Genomic DNA, 25,266 nt, shown 5'->3' with positions numbered 1-25,266 from the left:
TGCAATGCAATCCATGAAGTAAATTCCGCATGAACTTGTTGTGGACTCATCGTTTTTCTGACGAAAGGCGCGCACCGTCGTCCCCACGTCATGCAGCAACTCCAAAGTTTGTCTTTGCAAGAGTACGCGCTGCATCGCAACAGAAACAGTCGAAGGCCTGCGGAAAAGGGGCCGGTTCATTCGCGAGCGCAGTCGCCGGACGTCACGACCGGGAGCCACGGAGACGGTTTGCCGTTACACGTTCCTTTAGGCGCACGACTGCCAAAAGCATGCAAGCGAGCCACGCCGCGCCATCGTCCCAGACATTCAAACCATCACTTCAGCCATTTATCCGAGATAGCCTGATACTCGCCAGTCGCTCGCGCGAGGTGCAGCCACTGATCCACATATTCCTGGAAGACGATATCGCCGCGTGGCAGCAGCCATGCCTTTTCGCCATATTGAAACGGTTTGTCCGGATGGACGGAGCACAGGCCCGGATTCAGTTTCTGCTGCAGCAGGGTCTCGGATGCGTCCGTGACCATGACGTCGGCTTTGCCGGCAAGGATCTGCTTGAAAATCGTCACGTTGTCGGGATACACGGTCAGGTTCGCGTGCGGGAAGTACTGTTTTGCAAAGCGCTCGTTAGTGCCGCCTGGATTGACGATCACCCGGGTGCTCGGCTGGTCGATCTGCGCGACGGTCTGATACTTGTTGACGTCATCGCATCGGACAATCGGCGTCTTACCGTCGACCATATAGGCCTGCGTAAAGAACGCACGCTTCTGGCGCTCCAGCGTCGGCGACACGCCGCCCATGCCGATGTCGCACTTCGCGACGAAGTCGTTCATCAGATTCGACCACGAGGTCTTGACGTACTCCACCTTCACGCCGAGCGACTTCGCCAGCGATTCCGTCATGTCGATATCGATGCCCTCGAACTGGCCGTCCGCCTTATAAAACGAATAGGGTTTGTAGTCACCCGTGGTGCATGCGCGCAGCGTGCCGCGTGCGACGATCTCGTCGAGCCGCGAAGGCGCAGGGGAGCCTGGGCTGGTCTGCGCAACCGTTGCGCTGGCATTCCACAATAAACCGGCCAAAGCGCCGAGCAGGACAAGTGCAACCTTTTTCATCGAGTCTCCCTGTTTTCCGTAAGTGTTTGGTAAAGGCGATCGATCATAGCCCGCCATTGCGCGCTTGAACATTGGCCGTATAGCCAGGGCATGCCGGGTTCAGGCACGCGGAAGCGGCGCCCCATTCTGGCGACGCGGTGCGCTGTCATTGCAGTTATTGCCCGCATCAAGCAGGATCGAACGGGCGGCCTCCGGTAAAATGCTGCTTTGCCCTCAGTCGCAAGCAACGTGGCCCACAAACTCCTGAACGACACTTTCCTGCGCGCGCTGCTGCGCCAGCCGACCGACTACACGCCGATCTGGCTGATGCGTCAGGCCGGCCGCTATCTGCCGGAGTACAACGCCACGCGCAGCCGCGCGGGCAGTTTTCTCGGGCTGGCGAAAAACCCTGCGTTTGCGACCGAAGTGACATTGCAGCCGCTCGAGCGCTACCCGCTCGACGCCGCTATTCTGTTCTCCGACATTCTCACGGTTCCCGACGCAATGGGCCTTGGCCTCGAATTCGTCGCGGGCGAGGGGCCGAAATTCTCCCGGCCCGTGCGCACGGAGGACGACGTGGCGCGACTCACCGTGCCGGACATCGACGCCACGTTGCGTTACGTGACAGACGCCGTTCGGGAAATCCGCCGCGCGCTTACCGACGCTCATGGCCACCAGCGCGTGCCGCTGATCGGCTTCTCCGGCAGCCCGTGGACATTGGCGTGCTACATGGTCGAAGGCGGCGGCTCGGCGGACTTCCGCACCGTCAAGTCGATGCTGTACGCGCGCCCGGACCTGATGCACAAGATCCTCCATGTCAATGCCGAGGCCGTCGCCGCGTACCTCAATGCGCAAATCGAAGCCGGCGCGCAGGCGGTGATGATTTTCGACACGTGGGGTGGGGCGCTTGCAGACGGTGCGTATCAACGGTTTTCTTTGCACTACATCCAGCAGGTCGTGAGCCAACTCAAGCGCGAGCATGACGGCGAAAAAGTCCCGGTTATTACGTTCACGAAGGGCGGCGGTTTGTGGCTGGATGAAATTGCCGACATCGGCGTGGATGCCGTCGGCCTCGACTGGACCGTGAATCTGCACAAAGCGCGTGAAACAGTGGGCGAGAAAGTGGCGCTCCAGGGCAATATCGATCCGTCGATCCTGTTCGCACCACCGGCCGCGATCCGTATGGAAGCACGCGCGGTGCTGGATAGTTTCGGCAATCACCCAGGTCACGTCTTCAATCTCGGGCACGGAATCTCCCAGTTCACGCCGCCGGAAAATGTCGCCGAGCTTGTCGATGAAGTCCATCGTCACAGCCGTGCCATCCGAAGTGGCGCGCATGCACTGGCATGAGGCTGTAATCGTTACCGTTTTAGCTGCGGCGCAGCAAACTGGGCTCTCGATCTAGGGGATTTTTTGCGCCTGAGGGGCCGTCAGAAGCCGATCGCTAAATTGTCAAGACTTGACTTATGCACATTCATCACGTTGCGGCGCGGTAGAACTTTTAGTCGTGCCCTGACCCTTGCACAGCTTGGGCGCATCTGATCTAAGCCTTGTCTGGCAAGGCTTTGACGGGCATCGGACGAAATGTGCGACACCCCACAGAAGGCCGTCGCGGCGCGGCTTCCGGCCCGTCGGGGCGAAGTTCTCAACAAAGTTATCCACAGGCGAACGGGCCAATTGCAATTGTTCAGCGGAATCCAAAACTTAGCGCCGAATTTGAAGTTTTACATTAAGTTCGGGCACGCTACCGCCACCAGCCCTTTCCCCGCCGCGCAACGTCGCGCGGTCTGGACCTGCGCAGAGCGCCGCGCCGCGTGACCCATTCGTTCGTTCGTGTCGCGCTCGATCATCCGTTGCCGACCTTGTTCGATTATCGTTGCACGGCGCCAGAAGCCGCGACCCCCGGCGCGTTGGTGAGCGTGCCATTCGGCAAGCGGCATGTCGTCGGCCTGGTGTGCGAAGTGACCGCTTACAGTGACGTGCCGGACGAGCGTCTCAAAACAGTTGCCAGCGTCTGCACAGCGTGCCCGCCGCTTTCCGCAGACTGGCTCAAGTTGGCAGCATTCGCCGCCGATTACTACCAGCGCGGTCTCGGCGAAGTCGCGCTGCCGGCCCTGCCGCAAGCATTGCGCGATGCTTCGCGCTGGTCTCGCCTGTTTGCGCCGGAAGAGCGCTACCGGCTGACTGCCGAAGGACGCACCGCTTTGCCCGATGCTTTGCCGGCGCGCGCCAGCGTCCTGCGCAAGCTCGCTCAAGCGCTGGCTGACAATGAATCTCTGCCGGCCGTAGACGCGCGTGCACTCCATCCAAAAGCCGTAGCCACGCTCGACGCATGGCGCACACAAGGCTGGGTGGCACTGGATTTGATCGAGGCCGCCCAGGCGCTCCGCGCGCCGGCGCCGACAGACGCTCCACCGCCCGCCTTACCCACGCTTACCGACGAGCAGGCCGCCGCCGTCGAAGCAATCCGCGGCGCGAAGGGCTTTGCGCCGTTCCTGTTGCACGGCGTGACGGGCAGCGGCAAAACCGAGGTGTATCTTCGCGCGCTTGCTGGCATTCTGGCCGAAAAGCCCAATGCGCAGGCGCTCGTCCTCGTGCCCGAAATCAATTTGACGCCTCAGTTCGAAGCGGCTTTCCGGGCGCGCTTTGCCGCACTGGACGGTACGTCCATCGTCACGCTGCACAGCGGACTGGCCGAAGGCGAACGCGCCCGCAACTGGTTCGCCGCCCACTCCGGGCGCGCCCGGATCGTGCTCGGCACCCGGCTGGCGGTGCTGGCGTCGCTGCCCGCGCTTGCCGTCATCGTTGTCGACGAGGAGCACGATCCGGCCTACAAGCAGCAGGAAGGGCTGCGCTATTCGGCGCGTGACCTTGCAATTTATCGCGCGAAGCAGCTCGATCTGCCGGTTGTGCTGGGCTCGGCTACGCCGTCGCTGGAAAGCTGGTGGCAGGCCGACCAGGGCCGCTATCAGCGGCTCACGTTGTCACGTCGCGCGGTTGCCGACGCGGTGCTGCCGACGGTCAAACTCATCGATCTGGAGGAAGAGCGGCGACGCGGCCGGGCGTCGGTGGAAGGTTTGTCCGGCCCGCTGATTGCCGCCTTGAAGAGCCGGCTCGAACGCGGCGAGCAAAGCCTCGTTTTTCTGAACCGCCGGGGCTACGCACCGCAACTCGCGTGCGACGCATGCGGCTGGGTGGCAGGCTGTCCACGTTGCAGCGCCTATGTCGTGCTGCATAAGCCGGAGCGCGCGCTGCGCTGCCACCATTGCGGGTGGGAGTCGCGCATTCCACGCTCGTGCCCGGAGTGCGGCAACGTGGATATTGCGCCGATGGGCCGCGGCACCCAGCGGGTCGAGGAAACGCTGGCGAGCGCGGTGCCCGGTGCGCGTGTGTTGCGGATCGACGCCGACAGCACCCGGCGCAAGGGCAGCGCGCAGGCGCTCTTCTCCGACGTGCACGCGGGCGAAGTCGACATCCTCGTGGGTACGCAAATGATCGCCAAAGGCCACGACTTCCAGCGGGTGTCACTGGTCGGCGTGCTGAACGCCGACACCGCGCTTTTTTCCCACGACTTCCGGGCCAGCGAGCGGCTTTTCGCGCAGTTGATGCAGGTGAGCGGGCGTGCCGGCCGCGCCGGCTTGCCGGGTGAAGTGATCGTGCAGACGCGTTATCCGCGGCACGCGCTCTATCACGCGCTAGGCCGTCACGACTATGTCGGCTTTGCCAATGCCACGCTTGCCGAGCGGCGCGACGCGCATCTGCCGCCGTTCGTCTATCAGGCTTTGCTGCGCGCGGAAGGCCGCACGCTCGAAGCCGCACTCGCGTTCCTGCAGCAGGCCGCCGCCGAACTGAGCAGCATCCCCGCCGCAGAGCGCGTGACGGTCTACGACGCCGTGCCGCTCACCATCGTCAAGGTGATGCACGTACACCGCGCGCAATTGCTGATCGAAAGCGCGTCGCGCGCGTCGCTGCAAACCACGCTGCGCGCGTGGCAACCGCTGCTGCGGGCCCTGAAAGGCGTGCTGCGCTGGAACCTCGAAGTCGACCCGCTCGACATCTGACGCGCGCGGTTTAGCCGCGCCAGGCCTGCCTGGCCTTGCGCGCCAACCGCGCGACTTCGCTGAGCATCAAGGTCAACGGGCCGGCCAAAGCGCGACCCGGTCGCCCCCTCGCCAGAAGATCAGTCGTGCAAGGCAGCCTGAGGCTCGCGTGCGGAAGCACGCGACGCAACGCGCGGGCGCTCGTCAGCCGGCGACCGGCGGCCACCGCCGCCCGCACTCGTCGCGCCGCGAATGAAAAGGACTGCGCACGTTGCGCACATCGCCCACACACCCAGGACCACAAGCCACTTTTCCATTTGATCGACCCCGTAACTTTTTATGCGCGCCAGGAAGGCCGCGCCGCGCTGTGGTCTGTATAACGGCGCGTTCACTAGATCTGAATAGGGCTGCGATGAAAAATAATTGAGCCAGGGAAAACACCGATCGCAACCCGCCATTCCGCAAAGGACGGCGTCGAGCGGAAAGCCCCGTCGCACAAGGCTTTGGCGCGGGTGCAACCAGACTTTCCGGACGGTTGCACCTTTTTATTGGGAAGCGTAGCATTCGCCAAACTTTTAGTCTTTCCCAGCGCGTCCGGCTGGTATCCGAAGAAGGAAACATGGCTAGCACCACCCTCGGCGTCAAGGTCGACGACCTCCTGCGTTCCCGGCTGAAAGATGCCGCTACCCGCCTCGAACGCACTCCGCACTGGCTGATTAAACAGGCGATCTTTGCTTACCTCGAAAAGATCGAGCACGGCCAGCTGCCCCCCGAACTGTCCGGCGTTATGGGCTCGGCCGATCTGGCCGATGGCGCTGCCGTCGAACACGACGAAGACGGCGCATCGCATCCGTTCCTCGACTTCGCGCAGAACGTGCAGCCGCAGTCGGTGCTGCGCGCGGCAATCACTGCCGCATATCGCCGTCCCGAGCCGGAGTGCGTGCCGTTCCTGCTCGGCCAGGCACGTTTGCCGGCGAACCTCGCGGGCGACGTGCAGACCATGGCCGGCAAGCTGGTCGAAACGCTGCGCGGCAAGAGCCGTGGCGGTGGCGTCGAAGGGTTGATTCACGAGTTTTCGCTGTCGAGCCAGGAAGGCGTCGCGCTGATGTGCCTCGCCGAAGCGCTGCTGCGCATTCCCGATCGCGCGACGCGCGACGCGCTGATCCGCGACAAGATCAGCAAGGGCGACTGGAAATCGCACATGGGCCAGGCGCCGTCGATGTTCGTCAACGCCGCCACCTGGGGCCTGATGATCACCGGCAAACTGGTAACGACCAACAGCGAAGCGAGTCTCTCGTCAGCGTTGACGCGCCTGATCGGCAAGGGCGGCGAGCCGCTGATCCGCAAAGGCGTGGATATGGCCATGCGCCTGATGGGCGAGCAGTTCGTCACCGGGGAGAACATTTCCGAGGCGCTCGCCAACAGCCGTAAATACGAAGCACGCGGTTTCCGTTACTCGTACGACATGCTCGGCGAGGCGGCCACCACCGAAGCCGACGCGCAGCGCTACTACGCATCGTACGAACAGGCGATTCACGCGATCGGCAAGGCAGCCGGCGGCCGCGGCATCTACGAAGGGCCGGGCATCTCGATCAAGCTCTCCGCGCTGCACGCACGCTACTCGCGCTCGCAGCAGGAACGCACGATGAGCGAGCTGCTGCCGCGCGTGCGCTCGCTCGCGATCCTCGCGCGCCGCTATGACATCGGCCTGAACATCGACGCCGAAGAGGCCGACCGTCTCGAAATCTCGCTCGATCTGCTGGAAGCACTGTGCTTCGATCCGCAGTTGCAGGGCTGGAACGGCATCGGCTTCGTGGTGCAGGCGTACCAGAAGCGCTGCCCGTTCGTGATCGATTACCTGATCGACCTTGCGCGCCGCAGCCGTCACCGCATCATGGTCCGCCTCGTGAAGGGCGCGTACTGGGATACCGAAATCAAGCGCGCGCAGGTGGACGGTCTGGAAGGCTATCCGGTCTATACGCGCAAGATCTATACGGATGTGTCGTACGTCGCCTGCGCGAAGAAACTGCTCGGCGCGCCGGACGCGGTCTATCCGCAATTCGCCACGCACAACGCGCACACGCTGTCGGCGATCTATCACCTTGCGGGCAACAACTACTATCCGGGCCAGTACGAGTTCCAGTGTCTGCACGGCATGGGCGAGCCGCTGTACGAGGAAGTCACGGGCCGCGACAAGCTGAACCGTCCATGCCGGGTGTACGCGCCGGTCGGCACGCACGAAACGCTGCTCGCCTATCTCGTGCGACGTCTGCTCGAAAACGGCGCGAACACATCCTTCGTGAACCGGATCGCCGATGAAAGTGTCGCGATCAAGGACCTGATCGCCGATCCGGTCGATGAGGCGTCGAAGATCGTGCCGCTCGGCGCGCCGCACGCGAAGATTCCGCTGCCGCGCAATCTGTACGGCGCGGAGCGTCTTAACTCGATGGGTCTCGACCTGTCGAACGAGCATCGCCTGGCGTCGCTGTCGTCGGCACTGCTGGCGAGCGCGCACCATCCGTGGCGCGCTGCCCCGATGCTCGAGGACAACGAAATTGCCGTGGGCGTCGCGCGCGATGTGCGCAATCCCGCCGATCAGCGCGACCTCGTCGGCACGGTGGTCGAAGCAACGCCCGAGCATGTCAGCGCCGCGCTTACGCATGCCGTTGCTGCCGCGCCGATCTGGCAGGCCACGCCGGTCGAAGCACGGGCCGATTGTCTCGCGCGCGCCGCCGACCTGCTCGAAGCGCAGATGCATACGCTGATGGGTCTGGTGGTGCGTGAAGCGGGCAAGTCGTTGCCGAATGCGGTCGCGGAAATCCGCGAGGCGATCGACTTTCTGCGCTATTACTCCGCGCAGATCCGCGAAGAGTTTTCCAACGACACGCACCGCCCGCTCGGCCCGGTCGTCTGTATCAGCCCGTGGAATTTCCCGCTGGCGATTTTCATGGGGCAGGTGGCGGCGGCGCTCGCCGCCGGCAACACCGTGCTCGCGAAGCCCGCTGAACAAACGCCGCTGATCGCCGCGCAAGCCGTGCGCATTCTGCGCGAAGCCGGCGTGCCGGCCGGCGCGGTACAACTGCTGCCGGGCAATGGCGAAACGGTCGGGGCGGCGCTCGTCGCCGATGCACGCACGCGTGCGGTGATGTTCACCGGCTCGACCGAAGTCGCGCGCCTCATCAACAAGACGCTGTCGGGACGCCTCGATCCGGACGGCAAGCCGATTCCGCTGATCGCCGAAACGGGCGGCCAGAACGCGATGATCGTCGATTCGTCGGCGCTCGCCGAGCAGGTGGTGGCGGACGTGCTGCAATCGTCGTTCGACTCCGCAGGTCAACGGTGTTCGGCGCTGCGCGTTCTTTGTCTACAGGACGACGTTGCGGACCGCACGCTCGAAATGCTGACCGGCGCAATGCGTGAACTGGCGATCGGCAATCCGGACCGGCTGTCGATCGACGTCGGCCCGGTGATCGATCTCGATGCAAAACGCGGAATCGACGCGCACGTCGCGGCGATGCGTGAGAAAGGCCGCAAGGTCGAGCAACTGCCGCTGCCGGAAAGCTGCGCGCAAGGCACTTTCGTGCCGCCGACGCTGATCGAGCTGGACAGCATCGACGAACTGAAGCGCGAAGTGTTCGGCCCGGTTCTGCATGTGGTGCGTTTTCGCCGCAGCCAGCTCGACAAGCTGCTCGAACAGATCCGCACGACCGGCTACGGCCTGACGCTCGGCATCCACACGCGGATCGATGAAACCATCGCGCATGTGATCAGCCGCGCGCACGTCGGCAACATTTATGTGAACCGCAACGTGATCGGTGCGGTGGTGGGTGTGCAGCCGTTCGGCGGCGAAGGTTTGTCGGGCACGGGCCCGAAAGCGGGCGGCGCGCTGTATCTGCAGCGTCTGCTGGCCACGCGGCCGGCTGGCTTGCCGAAGTCGCTCGCGCAATCGCTCGTCGCCGAGGTACCACGAGGCGCTGAAAACAGCGACAATCCGTCCGCTGCGTTGACGGCGTATCGCGACTGGCTGATTGCCGAACAGCAGCCGGTGCTGGCGGCACGCTGCGACGGCTACCTGTCGCATATGCCGGCGGGCGCCACGGCGGTGCTGTCGGGGCCGACAGGCGAGCGCAACACCTACACGCTCGGTGCACGCGGCACGGTGTTGTGCGTCGCGTCGACGGCAAGTGGAGCGCGGGTGCAGTTTGCTGCGGCGCTGGCGACGGGAAATCGCGCGTTGTTCGAAGGCGCGGCGGGTGAACAATTGGTGTCGCAGCTTCCCGCGTCGCTCAAGTCGTATGCGAGCGTGAAGAAGAATGCCGACACGCCGTTCGACGCGGTGCTGTTCGAAGGCGACAGCGACGAACTGCTGACGCTGGTGAAGGAAGTCGCGAAGCGAGCCGGCCCGATCGTCTCGGTGCAAGGCGTCGCGGCGGGTGCGCTGGAAAGCGGTGACGAAGACTATGCGCTCGAGCGTCTGCTGACCGAACGCTCGGTGAGCGTGAATACGGCAGCAGCGGGCGGCAATGCGAATTTGATGACGATCGGTTGAGCGAACCTCATTGATCTTTTCAAAAAATGGAAGCGGTATGGCGACCCCAAAAAACCGCTCCAATCACACCTGGTACCAAGGAGAAGCTATGCAACACAAGATGACAAAGCTGGCAGGCGCAGCGCTGGTTGCGGCAATGTCGCTGGCGGGGACGGCTAACGCTCAATCGACGGAAGACGTGAAGATCGGTTTCGCCGGTCCGATGACGGGCGCGCAGGCGCACTACGGCAAAGACTTCCAGAACGGCATCACGCTGGCCGTGGAAGACATGAACGCGACCAAGCCGGTGATCGGCGGCAAGCCGGTTCGCTTCGTGCTGGATTCCGCCGACGACCAGGCCGACCCGCGCACGGGCACGACCGTCGCGCAGAAACTGGTGGACGACGGTATCAAGGGTATGCTCGGCCACTTCAATTCGGGCACCACGATTCCGGCATCGCGCATTTACGCGAACGCGGGCATCCCCGAAATCGCAATGGCGACGGCGCCTGAATACACGCAGCAAGGCTTCAAGACCACGTTCCGCATGATGACGTCCGACACGCAGCAAGGTTCGGTCGCCGGCACGTTCGCGGTGAAGACGCTGGGCGTGAAGAAGATTGTGATCGTCGACGACCGCACGGCTTACGGCCAGGGTCTCGCGGATCAGTTCGAGAAGGCGGCGAAGGCAGCGGGCGGCCAGATCGTCGATCGCGAATACACGAACGACAAGGCAGTGGACTTCAAGTCGATCCTGACCAAGCTGAAGTCGGTCAACCCGGACCTGATCTATTACGGCGGCGCGGATTCGCAAGCGGCGCCGATGGTCAAGCAGATGAAGGCGCTGGGCATCAAGGCGCCGCTGATGGGCGGCGAAATGGTCCACACGCCGACGTTCATCCAGATCGCCGGTGACTCGGCGAACGGCACGGTGGCATCGCTCGCCGGCCTGCCGCTGGAGGAAATGCCGGGCGGCAAGGACTACGTCGCGAAGTACAAGAAGCGTTTCAACGAAGACGTGCAGACGTACTCGCCGTACGCGTACGACGGCGCCATGGCCATGTTCGAAGCAATGAAGAAGGCGAACTCGACCGATCCGGCCAAGTACCTGCCGGTGCTGGCCAAGACGTCGATGCCCGCGGTGACGTCCTCGACGCTCGCTTATGACAGCAAGGGTGATCTGAAGAACGGCGGCATCACGTTGTACAAGGTCGTCGACGGCAAGTGGACGACGCTGCAGAGCGTGGGTGGCAAGTAAGCCTGCGCGGTTCACCTGACGATTGCGCGGTTCGCGCGTAGATCCAAACCGCTCTGCGGTCATGCCGTTCAGCTAGGGCTGAACGGCATTTTTTTGCCTCGGGATAACATCAACGTCGCTCCGGGCGACCGGTCTCCGCTATCTCACTGGCCTGTTCGGCTTGCTGAAAGTGAGCCCGCGATAAAGTTTCTCGTCGCGCCAGGCGCGCAATGTTTGCCAGAAGAGCTGCGGGTCGGCGCCGTATGCGCCGCTCAGAATGCCCGCCGCATCGGCGGGGTTGCCCTCGTTCGAGAAGTAGCTCGGCGTGCAGTAGGTGAAATAGGACGTGAGCATGGGCGCCATTCTGCGGATCTCTTCGCACCATTGCTGTTCGGCTTCGGCATCCGCTTCGATACGCGTCGCGCCAGTTTCATGGCTATGCGCGAGGATGTGGGCGAGATGCGCGGTCTGCTCGAGCAGCATGTTGGTGTAGTTGTACGTAATTGCAGTTTGCGTCGTGCCGGTGAAGAACAGGTTCGGATAGCCGTGAACGTGCATGCCGTGAAACGTCCTCAGGCCGTTGCCCCATTTCCCGCTCAGTGCGTCACCGCCCGTCCCGTGGATCTCAAAACCGAGGCGCTTCACATAATTCGTGCCGGTCTCGAACCCGGTCGCCAGTATCAGGCAATCCAGCTTGTACAACTGCCCGCCCGCGACGACACCCTGCGCAGTCACGCGCTCAACGCCATGTCCATCCGTATCCACGAGCGTGACATTCGGCCGGTTGAACGTCTTCAGATATTCATCATGGAAAGCCGGGCGCTTGCACCAGTGTCCGTACCACGGCTTGAGTTTTTTTGCGATCGCAGGATCGGTGACTTCCCGGTCCACGCGTGCGCGGATGTCTTCCATCGTGATGGCGTCGGCGAGGTCGATCAGATGCTGGAAGGCTTCCGGCGTCGGTGCAACGCCGGGGTGCTGCCGAGCCATGTCGGCTGCGAGGCGCGCAACTTCCCGACCGAAGCGCGTCCAGCCGTCGTTCACGAGATCTTCTCGCACGTCGAAGCTGTGCACGTTCCGCACGAAATTGCTCATGCGCTCGCGTTGCCAGCCATGCGGAAGCGCATCGAACCAGGCTTTGTCCGTCGGCTGGTTATTCCGCACGTCGACCGCGGCGGGCGTGCGCTGGAATACATGGAGATGCTCTGCGCTGTCGGCGAGGTGCGGGATGCATTGAACCGCCGAACAGCCCGTTCCGATGATGCCAACGCGCTTGCCCGACAGGCCGGTGAGATTGCCGGCCTCGTCGCCGCCGGTATAGGCGTAGTCCCACCGGCTGGTATGGAAGACGTGACCGCCGAAGTTTTCCAGGCCGGCGACACCCGGCAGCTTCGGACTGGAAAATGGGCCGTTGCTCACGAACACGTAGCGGGCGTCGAAAGCGTCGCCTTGAGCGGAGGTGATGTGCCAGTGCCCGCTTGTCTCGTCCCAGTCGAGCGACTTCACGTCCGTCTCGAACAGCACGTCGCGATACAGGTTGTAATGCCGGGCAATACGTTGAAGGTGGGCGCGGATTTCGGAGCTTCGTGCGTACCTCTCGGTCGGCATGTAGCCGGTTTCTTCAAGCAATGGCAGATAGAGATAGGAATCAATGTCGCACTGCGCGCCCGGGTAGCGATTCCAGTACCACGTGCCGCCGAAATCGCCGCCTGATTCGACGATCCGGATGTGTTCGAAGCCCGCGTCACGAAGTTTGACCGCCATCAGGATGCCGGCCAGACCGCCGCCAATCACAGCGACCTCGGTGGGATCGGTAACGGCGCCGCGCTCGCGCAGTGCCTTTCGGTACGGGTCTGCGAGTGCATGATCGCGCGGCGAAAGCAGGCGGTATTGCGCATTGCCGTCGGGCCGAAGGCGCTTTTCGCGTTCAGCAAGATATTTGATTCGAAGACCGTCGAGATCGATGTCGGCAGAACTGCTCATATTTTCATTCATTGGGGTTGCGTGAGACGACCAGAAGGGGCGATGCCTTGTCGACACCCGGCATCGCATGTGAAAGAGGGTGAGGTGGCTAGCGCGCAGCGTGCGCGCCGTCAAGGTGACGCATTGACAACGCTCGCCTGCGCGGCAGGCGCAAGGGGCGGCGCGTCGATGTCGGCCGGGCTGCCCATTGCCTGGAAGAGGGCCGCCGTATCGGTTAACCGCGCGCTGACATAGCGGATCTCGTCGAGCTTCGCTGTCATCCAGCGCTGTTCGCCCAGAAGGGCGGCCGACGCCGGCACCGCGCCTGCACTCAAACGTGCGTGGGTCAGTTCCGCCAGCGCTTGGGCATCGCTCGCGGCGGCGTGCGCGGCATCGAGCGCCTGCGCGTCGTGGACGAGTGCGGCAAGCGCGTCCGACACATCGGCGAACGCCGACAGGACCGTGCCGCGATAGTCAGCCGCGGCGGCCTCGTACGTGTGCAGTGCGCTTTTGCGCTGCGCCACCAGCGCTCCGCCGTGAAAGAGCGGCTGCGAGACCCAGGCGCTCGCGCTCCAGATCGCCCCCGCTCCGGACAGCGCGGGCAGCACGCTCAACCCGCCGCGTCCGAACGCTGCACTCAGCGAGATGTCGGGAAAGAACCGGGCCGTCGCGGCCCCAACGTCAGACGCAGCCGCTTTGAGTGCGGCTTCGGCGGCTTGAATGTCGGGGCGCGACTTCAGCAGGCTCGATGGGATGACCACCGGAATTTGCTCCGGCAGGTGCAAATCTGCCAGGCCGATGTCCGGCGGCGCATGGTCCGGCGTGCGCCCGAGCAACGCGGCGAGCGCATGCTGCGCGGTGGCATGCTGCTGGCGCAGCGCGGGCAGGCTGGCCGCGAGCGTGGAGGCGTTCTGGCGCGCGGTGATCACGTCCGCGAGCGACAGCGCGCCGGCCTGTTCTCGTTGCTGCGCTTCGGACGCAAGTTCGTCGGCAAGGGCCACCAGCCGTTCAGTTGCGCCGATCTGTTCGCGCAGAGCCGCCGCTGCGATGACCGTCGTCACGATATTCGCCGCGAGCGCACGCCGCGCGGCGTCGAACTGGAACGCTTGCAGATCGACCCGTGCGGCAAGTGCGGCATTGGCATAACGCGTCGCGCCGAACAGATCGAAGTTGTAGCTGGCTTCCAGACGGCCGGCAAAGACGTCATACCGGTAAGCGTCCGGGCCACCCTCGACGATGCCCGGTATCGCCGCTCGCGACGCCGCGCCGACCATGTCGAGCGAAGGCAGCCACGCGCTGCCGACACTCGCGCGCAACTGGTCTCGCGCGGCGGCGAGTCTGCGGTCGGCGGCTTCCAGTGTCGGGCTGTTGCGCAAACCTTCGTCGATTAACGCGTCGAGCGTCCCGTTCTGATACAGCCGCCACCACGCGGGCACGGGCTGCGCTTGCCGGATAAAGTGCTGCGCCGCGCCTTGCGCCGCGACAGTTCGCTCAGGCGTGATGTCGGCGCCGTAGCGGGGCGGTTCGGGCACCGCGGGCGGGACGGCCGACGGAGCGAACGAGCAGGCCGACAGGCCGATCAGCGCGGCGATGCGCACAACGGTCCGCGAAGCGCGGCACATAGCGAAGGTCTTCATGCGCCCTCCGCTTCAGGCCGTGCATCGACGCCGCACTCGTTCGGGCGCACGCGAAACGCAGCCGCATAGAGCGCAGGCACATAGACCACGGTGAGCAGCGTGGCGCAGGTGATGCCGCCCATCAGCGCCGTGGCCATCGCGCCGAAGAAGTTCGAACTGAGCAGCGGCACCAGCGCGAGCACGGCCGCGGCGGCGGTGAGCATGATCGGCCGGAAGCGGCGCACCGTCGCGTCGACGATCGCATCACCGCGCGGCTGTCCCGAGGCAATGTCCTTTTCGATCTGGTCCACGAGAATCACCGAGTTGCGCATGATGATGCCGAACATGGCGATCACCCCGAGCATCGCGGCGAAGCCGAACGGCTTGCCGAACAGCAGCAACGCCGCGACCACGCCGATCAGGCCGAGCGGGGCGGTCGTCAGGACCATCATCACGCGGGAAAAGCTTTGCAGCTGGATCATCAGCAAGGTCAGGACGACGATCAGCATGACCGGCATCTGTGCGGCAATGGAGGCTTGCGCCCTCGCGCTTTCCTCAGCGGGGCCGCCCATCTCGATGCGATAGCCGTCCGGCAATTGCGAGCGTAGCGCGTCGAGTTGCCGGTCGATTGCCTGACCGACATCGATCCCTTGCGCCTTCCCTCGCACATCCGACTGCACGGTCACGGCCGGTTGACCGTTGCGCTCCCAGATCACGCTGTCTTCGAGCCCATAGCGAATCTGCGCGAGCGTGCCGAGCGTGACCGCACCGTGCGGCGTGGGAACGGACAGTGACGCGAGAGCGCCCGGGCTGCTGCGCTCGCTGCGCGGCGCCCGGAGTTCGACGCCGATCAGCCGGTCGCGCTCGCGGTACTGGGTGACGGGGTAGCCGGACAGCGTCATGGCGAGCAGATTGGACACGTCCTCGGAGGTGATCTCCAGCTCGCGCGCTTTCGTCTCGTTGATCTCGACACTCACGGAGCGTTCCGACGGACCGTCCGAGTTCAGATGGACGTCGCGCGTGGCGGGCGACGCGCGCATGACGGCGTCCACTTTCCGCGCAATCCTGCGCACGGTGGCAAGGTCGGGCCCCATCACGCGGAATTGCACTGCGTAGCCAACCGGCGGTCCGCTCTCCAGACGCGTGAGCCGTGTCCGCAGCGCTGGAAAACGTTCGGCCAGAAGGCGCTCCAGTTTCGTCGCCAGCTTTTCCCGCTCTTGCGCCGACTTGGCCGTGACGACGAACTGCGCAACATTCGGTTGCGGCAACTGCTGGTTCAACGGCAGATAAAAGCGCGGCGCGCCGGTGCCGACGAAGCTGATCGAATGATCGATTCCGGGAAGCCCGTTGAGTGCGTGCTCGAAACGCTTCGCTTCGGACAACGTCGCTTCGAACGATGCGCTCTCCGGGAGCCGCACATCCACCAGAAGTTCAGGACGGTCCGAGCTGGGGAAAAATTGTTGCGGCACGAGCGCGAAACCGGCCAGCGACACGATGAACAGCAGCGCCGTGGCGGTGAGTACGATCCAGCGCCGCGCGACGCACCAGCCGATCCAGCCCTGCAACCGGCGATAGAACAACGTGCCGTAGAGAGCGTGCTCATGCGCGGACACGGGTGTCGCTCGGGATGGATGGGTGGCCGCGGGGCGATGCTCCGGCAGCAGCCAGTAGCCAAGCAACGGAATTAGCGCGACGGCGGCAAGCCACGATGCCAGCAGCGCGATGCTGGAAACCTGAAAGATCGCGCGCGTGTATTCGCCGGTGCTCGACCTCGCGAGCACGATAGGCAGGAAGCCCGCCACTGTGACCAGCGTGCCGGTCAGCATCGGAAAAGCCGTGCTCGTATAGGCAAAAGCAGCGGCGCGCGCGCGGTCCCAGCCCTGCGAGAGCTTCACGATCATCGTCTCGACGGCGATGATGGCGTCGTCGACCAGCAGCCCAAGCGACAGCACCAGCGTGCCGAGCGACACCTTGTTCAGGCCGATATCGAACAGTTGCATGCACGTCGCCGTGACGGCGAGGACCACCGGCACCGAGATCGCGACGATCAGACCCGCGCGCACGCCGAGCGACAACAGACTGACGGCCAGCACGATCGCGATGGCCTCGGCGACGGCTTCGAGAAAGTCGTCGACCGAATCGGCGACCGCGTGCGACATGTTCGCGACCTGCACGAGCTTCAGCCCGGCGGGCAAGCCGCTTTGCAAACGGCGCGTTTCGGCATCGAGCGCGTGCCCAAGACGCAGCACATCGCCGTCGGGCTTCATCGTGATACCGATGCCGAGTACCGCTTGTCCTTCGAAACGCATCTGCGTGAGAGGCGGGTCGTCGTCGCCGCGCGTGATCGTGGCGATGTCGCCAAGCCGGAAGGTGTGGCCGTCGATACGCAACAGCATGCCGGCGAGCTGCGCCTCCGTGCGGAATTGCCCGCTTGTGCGCACCTGCACGCGGTCGCCGGAGGTGTTGATCATCCCCGCATACGCAATAGCGTTCTGCGCGCGGATAGCGTCCGCGATCCGTTGTGGCGACACGCCGAGAGCCGCCAGCTTCGCGTTCGGAATATCGATGTAAAAATGCTCGTCGGGGTCGCCGAAGTAGTCGACTTTCGCCACGCCAGGCACGCGCAGCAAAGCCGTGCGCAGTGTGTCCGCATAGTCGTGCAACTGGGCCGGTGAAAAGCCGTCGCCGCTTAGCACATACAGGTGCGTGTAGACGTCGCCGAATTCGTCGTTGAAGTACGGGCCCTGAACACCCATGGGCAGCGTGGGTGAAAGGTCGCCGACTTTTTTGCGCACCTGATACCAGGTAGGCTGGATCTCCGTAGCGGGCAACGAGTCCTTCATCGCAAAGAAGATGGTCGATTCGCCGGGACGGGAATAGCTGTTCAGATAATCGGTGGACGGCAGTTCCTCAAGTTTCCGGCTGATCCGGTCAGTGACTTCTTCCTGCATCTGACGGGCCGTTGCGCCGGGCCAGCGCGTCTGGATCACCATGACCCGCAGCGTGAACGGCGGATCTTCGGACTGCGCGAGCCGGGTGTAGGCCAGAATGCCCATGAGGGTGGTTAGCGCCGTGATGAAAACGACGAGCGCGCGATGTCGCAAGGCCCACGCCGACAGGTTCGCGCGGCCTTCGTGGATTGGCGTGGTCATGGTTGCGCGGGCTCCTCATGCAGTGGCGCGAGGATGCGAACCGGTTGTCCTTCCGTGACGGTGTGCACGCCTTGCACGACGACTGTCTCGCCCTCGTTCAATCCCGAGGTGACGTCGATGGTATGGGTGTCGAAGCGCCCGATCTGCACGCGCCGCAGTTCCAGAACATGGTTGGCAGGGGTGACGATCCAGAGTGCGGCGCTCGGTCCGTCGTGGAACAGGGCGGTGGCCGGCAGTCGGTAGATGGCAGCGGTTGTGCGTGGCGCGTCGTTATCCGGTGACGCCAGCGCGACACTGGCCGTCATGCCGGCGAGCAGTGCCGCGGGTGGGTCGTCGATGCCGAGTTTGACGCGATAGGTGCGCGTTTGTGGATCGGCCGCCGGCGCGAACTCACGCACGCGCGCACGCAGCGGCTGGTCAGGCAGCGCGAGGACCGAAATCGTGGCAGGGTCGCCGGCGTGCAATCCGGCGACAACCGTTTCCGGCACGTCGCAGATGGCGTCCATGCCGCCTGCCCAGACGAGGTTGTAGACAGGCTGGCCGGCCGTCACATTCTGGCCGGTCCCGGCGAACTCGGCGCTGATCACGCCAGCATGGTCGGCGACGAGGGTTGCGTAACGGATTTGATGTTCGGCCAGTGTCAGCTGGGTCCGGGCCTGTTCGAGCTGCGCGTAGGCGGCCGAGTAGGCGTCGCTGGTCTGTTCGAACTGAGCCTGTGAAATCAGCTGATTGCGCACCTGCGAGCGGTCGCGCTCGAGTTGTTGCGTGATGGTGCCGACGTGCGCGCGGGCGGCAACGAGTTGCGCACGAGCGGTCACCGCTTGTGTTTCGAGGTCGGACGCGTCGAGGCGCGCCAGCACGTCGCCAGGCCGCACCCGCGCGCCAAGGCCGACGCGCCGCTCGACGATCGTCCCGCCGATGCGGAACGACAAGGCAGTGGAATTGCGCGCGTCGATGCTGGCGGGAAACTGGAACTGCTGAGCCGGCGTGCTGGCGTGGACGGTAATGGCGACGACCGACTGCACGGCAGGCGTCGCGGGGTCCTTGCCGGTGCATGCGGCGAGCAGGCTCAGGCCGAGGCCGGTCAGCGTGAGTGCCGCCGCGAGCCGGCTTGTGACGGCGCTGCCTGGCCGCGCGAAACCCGGTAGCCAATCCACGTGTCGCATCATGAGCTCACCGCCTCGATCGCGGCCTCCATCAGCGAGGGCGTTGCAGTTGGCAGACAGCGGATGCCAGGGGCGATTCTCGCGCTCAGATTGGTGAGGACTTCTCCCGGGCCCATCTCCACGACATGGGTGACACCCGCCTGTTCGAACAGGCGGATCGTGTCGGTCCACCTGACAGGTTGGACGAGTTGGGCGACGAGCGCGTCACGAATGCCGGCGGCGTGCGCCTGCTGCAGATCGCTGTTCTGCACTACCGCGAACGCCGGTTCGTGGATTTGCGCTGTATCGAGTGCGCCGCCTAACGCCTTGGTGGCGGGATGCATCAGCGTGGAATGAAACGGTCCGCTCACAGGGAGGGTCAGCACGATCTTCGCGCCGGCTTCGCGGGCGCTTTGCGCGAGCCGCTCCAACGCCGCCACATGACCGGCGACGACAACCTGGCCTGGCGCATTGAAGTTGGCTGGCGCCAGCACGTCGTGTTCGGCGCACGACGCGCAAAGCCGCTTCACGGTTTCGTCGTCGAGACCGATCACGGCCGCCATGCCGCCGGTTCCGGGCGGCACGGCGGTACTCATCGCGTTTCCGCGAGCACACACCACGCGCAGCGCGTCGTGCATCGACAGCGCGCCGGATGCGACCAGCGCCGTATATTCGCCGACGCTGTGGCCCGCCGCCAGGGCAGGCGACGGCCCGCCGCGAGCCTGCCACGCTCGCAGCAGCGCAACTGAAGCTGCAACGAGCACGGGTTGCGTATTGTCGGTACGGTTGAGTTCAGAGGCGGGGCCGCTATGCATCAGCGTCCACAAATCGCGATCGAGCACATGGGAGGCATCGGAGATCGTGGAGCGCACGTCATGGTCGCCGGTCCAGCTGTCGAGCATGCCGACGGCCTGGGAGCCTTGACCGGGAAAGAGATAGGCAATCTTCTTTTGCATGATGTCTCAGGGGGCGGTGGCAGGCGGTGTTGCCCGGGCCATGTACTGACAGGCGGCGCTCGCGCTCGCGGGCGCTCCGCCGCAGACGTGGCTTGCATAGAGGAGTGCCGCCGCGCCGTGAATCAGTCCAATCGCGATCGCGATCGCCGCTGTGTGGCGGTCGAACGCGGTGAGCTTGCGTCCTGCGAGGGCGGCCGGCACGATCAGGACGGCGCGTGTAACGAAGACCAGAGCGATGACCGCGAGGCCGGCGAGAAGATACGGCGGCACCGGCAGCCATCCGGCCGCAGCGAGGTAATAAGCGGCAAACACCACGAAGGCAAGGGTGATTCCGGAGGTCAGCAGCGCGGGAAAGGGCGAGCCCTGCTCGGCCATCGTCGCGATTTTTTCGCCGGCCCCGAACCGGCGGTAGGCGAACGGGCCTTTGACGATGACGTAGACGTGCAGCAGCGCGATCGCCACGTCGATGAGCGCGGCGAAGATCAGCAGTGGAGTGAGCATGTCGGGCCTCAGAAGCGCAGCGTGGCGGAGACGAACGACATCCCCGAGCTGCCGACCCAGAATCCGATCTGATCGCCGCGCGAAATATCGCCGCTGAGCGCATGCAATGCAATCGCCGCGGGAATCGAGGCCGAGCCCACGTTGCCGTACATCGGATAGATGAACCGCACGGCATCGCCAAAGCCGGCTTCGTCAGCCCACTTGCGGTACTCGTCGACCGAGCCGCCTGAGTGAGGAAACACCAGCTTGATCGCGTCACGGTGAGGTTGCAGTTTCTTCAGGCTGTCGACCATATAGCTCGCCGCGGCGTTGAACACCTGCGAGCCGAACGACGTGAAGGCGCCGAGTCCATTGAGCCCGATACGCTTGCTGGGTGGTGAGCGTCCCTCGTATCCGCCAAGCGGAATGGTGCACAGATCCACGCCGCTCTTCATCGAGGAGAAGTTGAATTCCCACGGCTCGCCACCGGCTCCGAGCACGGTCGCCGACGCACAGTCGCCGCCGCAATACGCAGAGAAGCAGGACGCGATATCGCGCAGGCTGTTCAACTGGAAATTGCTTGGGTAAGACACACCGCCTGGCACGTAGTACGACTCCGCGTTCACGACCAGCACCCGGCGATAGCGCCCAGCGGCGAAGTGGCTTTGCGCGATGTCGCAACTGCGCGTCCAGGCCATGCAGGCGTCGACTACGTCGAAGCAATCGACCGAGTCCATGCCCAGGGCCTGCGCCACGAAGTACGCGTCGCCCGGCTCGATGAAGCCTCTGCAGTTGCCCGCATAGATCAGCAGATCGACATCGGAGGCGGCGCAGCCGGCGTCGGCCATCGCACGGTGGCAGGCTTCGACCATCAGGTCGAGCGGCCGCTCGTCGTCGGCGAACCAGAAGCGCCGCTCGAGCTTCGTGCCCTCCATCATCGAATTGATGTATTCGAGCGCTTTGTGCAGGTCGCCATCGAAGCGACTCCTGCTATGTTTGCGAATCTCTTCCAGCACGTCCTGATTGCGCATTTCGCGCGACGCCGGAATAAACGAAATGCCTTCAATGCGCATGGCTAGATCCTCGTTGGAAAGAAAGATTGGGCCGCAACCGGCCAATGCCGCGCGCTAGCCTGCTGGCGGCGGCGCGATCATCGCGATGAGGGTGCCGACACTCACCACGGTTTGCCCGCCGACCCGCGCGGATCCGCTCAGCACTACGCCGTTCTCCAGTTGACGCTCGATTCGCGCTTCGACAGTCAGCACGGAATCGAACGGGACGTCGGCGAGAAACTGCGCGTCGCCGAAAGAACCGAGCACGATGTCGACCGGCCGCGAGTCGTCGCGCGAAAGAAAGTAGAGAGCAATGCCCGCCTGTCCGATCGACTCGATGACGAGCCCGTGCGGATAGGAGGCGGGTTGCTGCCCGGCAAAGAGTGGCGACGCGCGGTTGACGATCTTGCGGGCTCGCAGCGTTTTGCCGACCACGTAATCGTCGATCGTGTCGAGAAGAAGGAACGGGTAGCGATGCGGCAGGACAGACGGCAGGTCGCGGTGCGTGATGCTCCGCCCCTGCTGGTGCGACTCACGCAACGACAGGAGACCGTCGCACGAAGGCAGCGGTCCGGCGCGGCAGACGACCGTGGCGCGGGTCGTCACCGTTTCGCCCACGCGGGCGACGGTCGCCAGTTCGACTTCGTCACGCGTGTGCTTCTTCACCGACGCGGTCAGTTCCACCACATCGCCTGCGACGATCGCATCCAGGTACTGGATTCGCCTGATCGACACGGCGGTCGCCGATTGCCCCAGCACCGTCTGCGCATGCACGCGCGCCAGAGCGGCCAGCCGTTCGGCGACCAGTACGCCGGGATAGATCGGATTGCCGGGATAGTGGCCAAGCGCGAAGATGTCCGTGCCGCTGACCGCGAAAATGGCGTGCGCCTGCTCCAGCGGGTCCGTTCGAAAGAGCGCTAACCGTTTGTTGTTCTGAGTCATTGTCATTGAGTGTTTCACCAGTACCACACGCAATCGAACTGCTGGATCAGCGTGGACAGCGCGTCGTCGCCGATGCGTTCCACACCGGGGATCAACGCTGTCGGCGCGAGACCCCGTCGTAGACAATCGGCTTGCCACGCGTACACGCTGACGCCGTCGCGCAGCAGGTCGTTTATCGTGGTTTCGTAGTGGGAGAGAGAGTCGATCCGCAAGTCGCCGAGGGTGAGCGCAACGCGCGGCTGGCCTGCGCGGGCGAATGCCACGGTGTCGCCCTTGAGAAGCAGAGCAGTGGCCGCGCCCATGCCGTGCATGACGCGGCTTAGCCAGACAATGTGGCCGTACTGCTCCTCCAGGCTGCCGCGAAACGCGCGCTCGACGATTGCGAGCGAGCTTTTCGAACGGCGTTTCGTGGTGCGTGTGCGCACAGAGGTCGGCGCGTTCACGATTTCACTCCGAGCACGAGCGAGACGTCGGCCTCGCTCAGGTAATGCTGGAATGTGAATGGAATCTTCACCTTGGCTTCGGGAATCTGCTGTGTCGCGCCGCGCTCTTCCATGCAATATCGGCACACGAGCCAGTCGAAGCGGCCGGTCGGACCATAGCGGCGCATCAATGCCTGAATCATTTCAGCCGTGGTCGGGTGGTGGGCGGTGTCGCCTGTGACCGAGTGCGTATCGGCGTCGGCGCTTGCAAACGAATCGGGCGGCCGGACGAGCGATGCTTGCGACAACCCGGTGGCATAGCCGCAATTCCAGACGGTGACGCGATGCCCGCGGGACAGCGCCGAGTCGACCATGCGAAACAACGAGGTCACCGTCTCGCTCTGAAACGGGGTGCCCATCATGCCGAAGAAAAGGCTTGGCTTCGTGGTCGGTGGGGTCGGCGTGTTCGGCGCGGCGACGCGCTGCCCCGACTGAGCCAGTGATTCGTTATCCGAACTGACGGAAAGCTGCGGAACATTCATTCTTGACGTGACCTTGTGATTTACGAATGCCAGATCGTCTTGACGGACGGATCGACCATCAGCTCGATCAACCCGTCCACACCGATCGTGCTGACGTGCGACGCCGCAGCCGAACGCGGTATGCCGCGCAGGTCCAGCGAAACATCGTCGCAAGTAATGTCGAACTGCGATGCGTACATGGCCTTGATTCGGGTGAGGCTGGTCGTGCGACGCTGCATCCAGAGCACGCCGTTCTGCATCAGATGCAGGTGGACGGCGGTGCCGCGACGAAGCAGGGTGCGGGCAACGTCGAGGAAGTCGTCGCTGTCGAGCGAGTCCGATGGCGAATGCGTCTCCACCAGCAATACGGTGGGAGGACGACAGAGTGCTAGGTTTGTCATGCGTCTTTGCTCCAGTTAGCCGCAACCGCCCGCGTGATCGAAGATAGCGTTCACACGAGAACCCATCAGCGCGGGCCCGGGAACGAGCGGGGCAGCCGACGGCCCGGCGTCGGCCAGCGCGCCGATGAAATCCGGCAGCCGGTCCAGTCCCCAGTAACGTTCACGGCCCGTCACGAAGAACGGCACACCAAAGGCATGAGCGTCGATGCACTCGCGCAGCGCCGCCAGTCCCAGCGCACGGAGATCGGCTGCGCCATGCGCATCCGCAAGCAGCCCGGCGGGCAGGCCGAGCGACGGCGCAAGCGCGCCCATGTTGCGCGGATCGCAGATGTCGACTCCGTCCAGCCAGCGCGCGTGGTAAGCGGCCTCGATGAACTCCAGCCCCTTTCCCGCCCCGGCGGCGGCCAGATAGGCAAGATGCGGCACCTCCCAGTGCGGATCGGTGTCGACCGGCCAGCACACCGGCAATCCGCGTTGGCGGCACAGGCGCTTGACGTCGGACAGGATGTACAAATGCTTTTCGCGCGACATGGTGCCGTACAGAAACGCATGGCCCTGTTCGCCCAGCAGGTTCTGGTTGTCCTCGTCCGGTTCCCAGAAGGGCACCAGTCGCAGCCGCTTGATCAGCTTCGGATAGCGCACTTTCAGATCGTGCCAGGCCAGCCAGGAATACGGGCTGCGCAACGAGAAAAAGAAAGTGGGAGGGAGCGCTGCCATTACGCCCTCGCGGCGCGATCGCCGCGCAAGGCCGCAAGCACGTCGTGATCGAACTCGACAAGCGACCAGTCCCGGCGGCTGTCGATCACCGCATAGCCGTGCGTGATATGACCCGTGGCAGTGTGGACCAGCGACCCATGACGTTCGACGTAACAGTCCATGCGCGATCGGTACGTGGTGGCCTTGAAGATGTCCTCGACGGTGAAGACGGTATAAATCGTCTCTTCCATCATCGCTTCGTCGAGGATCTGCAGATTCGCTGCAGGCACGACCGGAATCCAGCGCTTGTTCTCCAGCAGCGTGCGGATCGAGATGCCACGTTCGGCCACGAACAGGTCGAGTACTTCTTCCATCAGGCGCAAATAGCCCGAATGCTGGATGCGGTCGTTGTAATGGCAGTAGAAATACGGCACGTGCCATTTCCAGATGAACGAGTTGGTTTTATCGGCGCCAAGCGCAACGCGCACGCTTTCGGCCACGACGCCGGGCTCGCGCGAGAGGTTGAGTCCGCTGACCGAGCGGCGCTCGCCGCGTTGAATGCGTGTGTGCGTGTAGGGGCTGATGCGATCGTCGGGCGTGGCGGGTCCGGCGTGGGCCGTCACCGTGCTGTCGTCGAAACGGAACAGCACGTTGACCTTGCCGGTTACGGCCTTCACGTCCTTGCCGTCGCGTTGAACCAGCGCTTCGACGGACATCGTCAACTCGGTATCGCCGTCGCGCGTCAGCGGCGTCACGTTGAGCTGTACGTGGTCGTCGAGATGGAGGGCGTGGAGAATGCGCACGTCGGAATTCACGATCTCGAGGCACAGGCCTTTGTCCTCGTAAAGCGGGCGTGGCGCAAGACCCTGCGTGCGGAAGTGTTCGACAATGGCTTCCTCGACGAGATACATCACGTGCTTGAAGCCGACCCACGTGCAGATGTTGGTACCTTCGAAGCGCGGCTTGAGAATCGCGGTAGTGCGCTGAAACTGGAAGGGCGTGGTCATGGGGGTTTCCTGTAACGG

The 25,266-nt window shown here is 64.1% G+C and carries 18 protein-coding genes; 4 read left to right on the top strand and 14 right to left on the bottom strand.

The window, feature by feature from the left end; translation table 11 throughout:
* Positions 1–314: 314 nt before the first annotated feature.
* The gene (locus AAGS40_RS15100) at positions 315–1,112 is read right to left on the bottom strand and encodes a transporter substrate-binding domain-containing protein (RefSeq protein WP_345812317.1); all 798 of its coding nucleotides are present in this window, start codon (positions 1,110–1,112) and stop codon (positions 315–317) included.
* Positions 1,113–1,340: 228 nt separating this feature from the next.
* Here AAGS40_RS15100 and hemE point away from each other — a divergent pair, with 228 nt between their 5' ends.
* From hemE to AAGS40_RS15080, 4 genes are all read left to right on the top strand, one after another.
* Positions 1,341–2,441 carry a uroporphyrinogen decarboxylase gene (gene hemE, locus AAGS40_RS15095; protein WP_345812316.1) on the top strand — a complete coding sequence of 367 codons (1,101 nt, stop codon included), beginning with the start codon at positions 1,341–1,343 and terminating at the stop codon, positions 2,439–2,441.
* Between the two features lie 464 nt (positions 2,442–2,905).
* Positions 2,906–5,152 (top strand): primosomal protein N', encoded by a 2,247-nt coding sequence (locus tag AAGS40_RS15090; protein WP_345812315.1) that lies wholly within the window; start codon positions 2,906–2,908, stop codon positions 5,150–5,152.
* A 598-nt stretch (positions 5,153–5,750) separates the two neighbouring features.
* Positions 5,751–9,680, top strand: coding sequence for a trifunctional transcriptional regulator/proline dehydrogenase/L-glutamate gamma-semialdehyde dehydrogenase (gene putA / locus AAGS40_RS15085; protein ID WP_345812314.1), 3,930 nt, complete (start codon positions 5,751–5,753; stop codon positions 9,678–9,680).
* A gap of 88 nt (positions 9,681–9,768) precedes the next feature.
* Positions 9,769–10,917, top strand: a complete 1,149-nt coding sequence (locus AAGS40_RS15080; protein ID WP_345812313.1) for a branched-chain amino acid ABC transporter substrate-binding protein — start codon at positions 9,769–9,771, stop codon at positions 10,915–10,917.
* 138 nt (positions 10,918–11,055) lie between these two features.
* Here the strand turns inward: AAGS40_RS15080 and AAGS40_RS15075 are convergent, their stop codons facing one another.
* The 13 genes from AAGS40_RS15075 to AAGS40_RS15015 form a co-directional block, all read right to left on the bottom strand.
* A complete protein-coding gene (locus AAGS40_RS15075; RefSeq protein WP_345812312.1) occupies positions 11,056–12,879 on the bottom strand; it encodes an NAD(P)/FAD-dependent oxidoreductase in 1,824 nt (607 codons plus the stop codon).
* 110 nt (positions 12,880–12,989) lie between these two features.
* The gene (locus tag AAGS40_RS15070; RefSeq protein WP_345814428.1) at positions 12,990–14,480 is read right to left on the bottom strand and encodes an efflux transporter outer membrane subunit; all 1,491 of its coding nucleotides are present in this window, start codon (positions 14,478–14,480) and stop codon (positions 12,990–12,992) included.
* Between the two features lie 11 nt (positions 14,481–14,491).
* Positions 14,492–17,626, bottom strand: coding sequence for an efflux RND transporter permease subunit (locus tag AAGS40_RS15065; RefSeq protein WP_345812311.1), 3,135 nt, complete (start codon positions 17,624–17,626; stop codon positions 14,492–14,494).
* Complete coding sequence (locus AAGS40_RS15060; protein WP_345812310.1) at positions 17,623–18,795, bottom strand: efflux RND transporter periplasmic adaptor subunit; 1,173 nt, start codon at positions 18,793–18,795, stop codon at positions 17,623–17,625. Before AAGS40_RS15060 ends, AAGS40_RS15065 begins: the two co-directional genes overlap by 4 nt.
* On the bottom strand, positions 18,792–19,727 hold the full coding sequence (fabD, locus tag AAGS40_RS15055; protein WP_345812309.1) for an ACP S-malonyltransferase: 936 nt from the start codon (positions 19,725–19,727) through the stop codon (positions 18,792–18,794). Before fabD ends, AAGS40_RS15060 begins: the two co-directional genes overlap by 4 nt.
* A gap of 6 nt (positions 19,728–19,733) precedes the next feature.
* Positions 19,734–20,228, bottom strand: a complete 495-nt coding sequence (locus tag AAGS40_RS15050) for a hypothetical protein (protein ID WP_345812307.1) — start codon at positions 20,226–20,228, stop codon at positions 19,734–19,736.
* An 8-nt stretch (positions 20,229–20,236) separates the two neighbouring features.
* On the bottom strand, positions 20,237–21,280 hold the full coding sequence (locus AAGS40_RS15045; protein WP_345812305.1) for a 3-oxoacyl-[acyl-carrier-protein] synthase III C-terminal domain-containing protein: 1,044 nt from the start codon (positions 21,278–21,280) through the stop codon (positions 20,237–20,239).
* Positions 21,281–21,334: 54 nt separating this feature from the next.
* Positions 21,335–22,207, bottom strand: coding sequence for a beta-hydroxyacyl-ACP dehydratase (locus AAGS40_RS15040; protein WP_345812304.1), 873 nt, complete (start codon positions 22,205–22,207; stop codon positions 21,335–21,337).
* An 8-nt stretch (positions 22,208–22,215) separates the two neighbouring features.
* Positions 22,216–22,644: a hypothetical protein gene (locus AAGS40_RS15035; RefSeq protein ID WP_345812303.1), complete on the bottom strand. Its 429-nt coding sequence runs from the start codon at positions 22,642–22,644 to the stop codon at positions 22,216–22,218.
* Positions 22,641–23,165, bottom strand: coding sequence for a hypothetical protein (locus AAGS40_RS15030; protein WP_345812302.1), 525 nt, complete (start codon positions 23,163–23,165; stop codon positions 22,641–22,643). The genes AAGS40_RS15035 and AAGS40_RS15030 overlap by 4 nt, the downstream gene beginning before the upstream one ends.
* 20 nt (positions 23,166–23,185) lie before the next feature.
* Positions 23,186–23,545, bottom strand: coding sequence for a hypothetical protein (locus AAGS40_RS15025; RefSeq protein ID WP_345812301.1), 360 nt, complete (start codon positions 23,543–23,545; stop codon positions 23,186–23,188).
* Between the two features lie 15 nt (positions 23,546–23,560).
* Positions 23,561–24,262: a DsbA family protein gene (locus tag AAGS40_RS15020; protein ID WP_345812300.1), complete on the bottom strand. Its 702-nt coding sequence runs from the start codon at positions 24,260–24,262 to the stop codon at positions 23,561–23,563.
* Positions 24,262–25,248, bottom strand: coding sequence for a hypothetical protein (locus AAGS40_RS15015; RefSeq protein WP_345812299.1), 987 nt, complete (start codon positions 25,246–25,248; stop codon positions 24,262–24,264). Before AAGS40_RS15015 ends, AAGS40_RS15020 begins: the two co-directional genes overlap by 1 nt.
* Positions 25,249–25,266 lie beyond the last annotated feature (18 nt).

The sequence above is a fragment of the Paraburkholderia sp. PREW-6R genome (assembly GCF_039621805.1).
In the GTDB taxonomy this organism is placed as follows: Bacteria; Pseudomonadota; Gammaproteobacteria; order Burkholderiales; family Burkholderiaceae; genus Paraburkholderia.
This window is presented reverse-complemented; position numbering and strand designations above follow the sequence as displayed.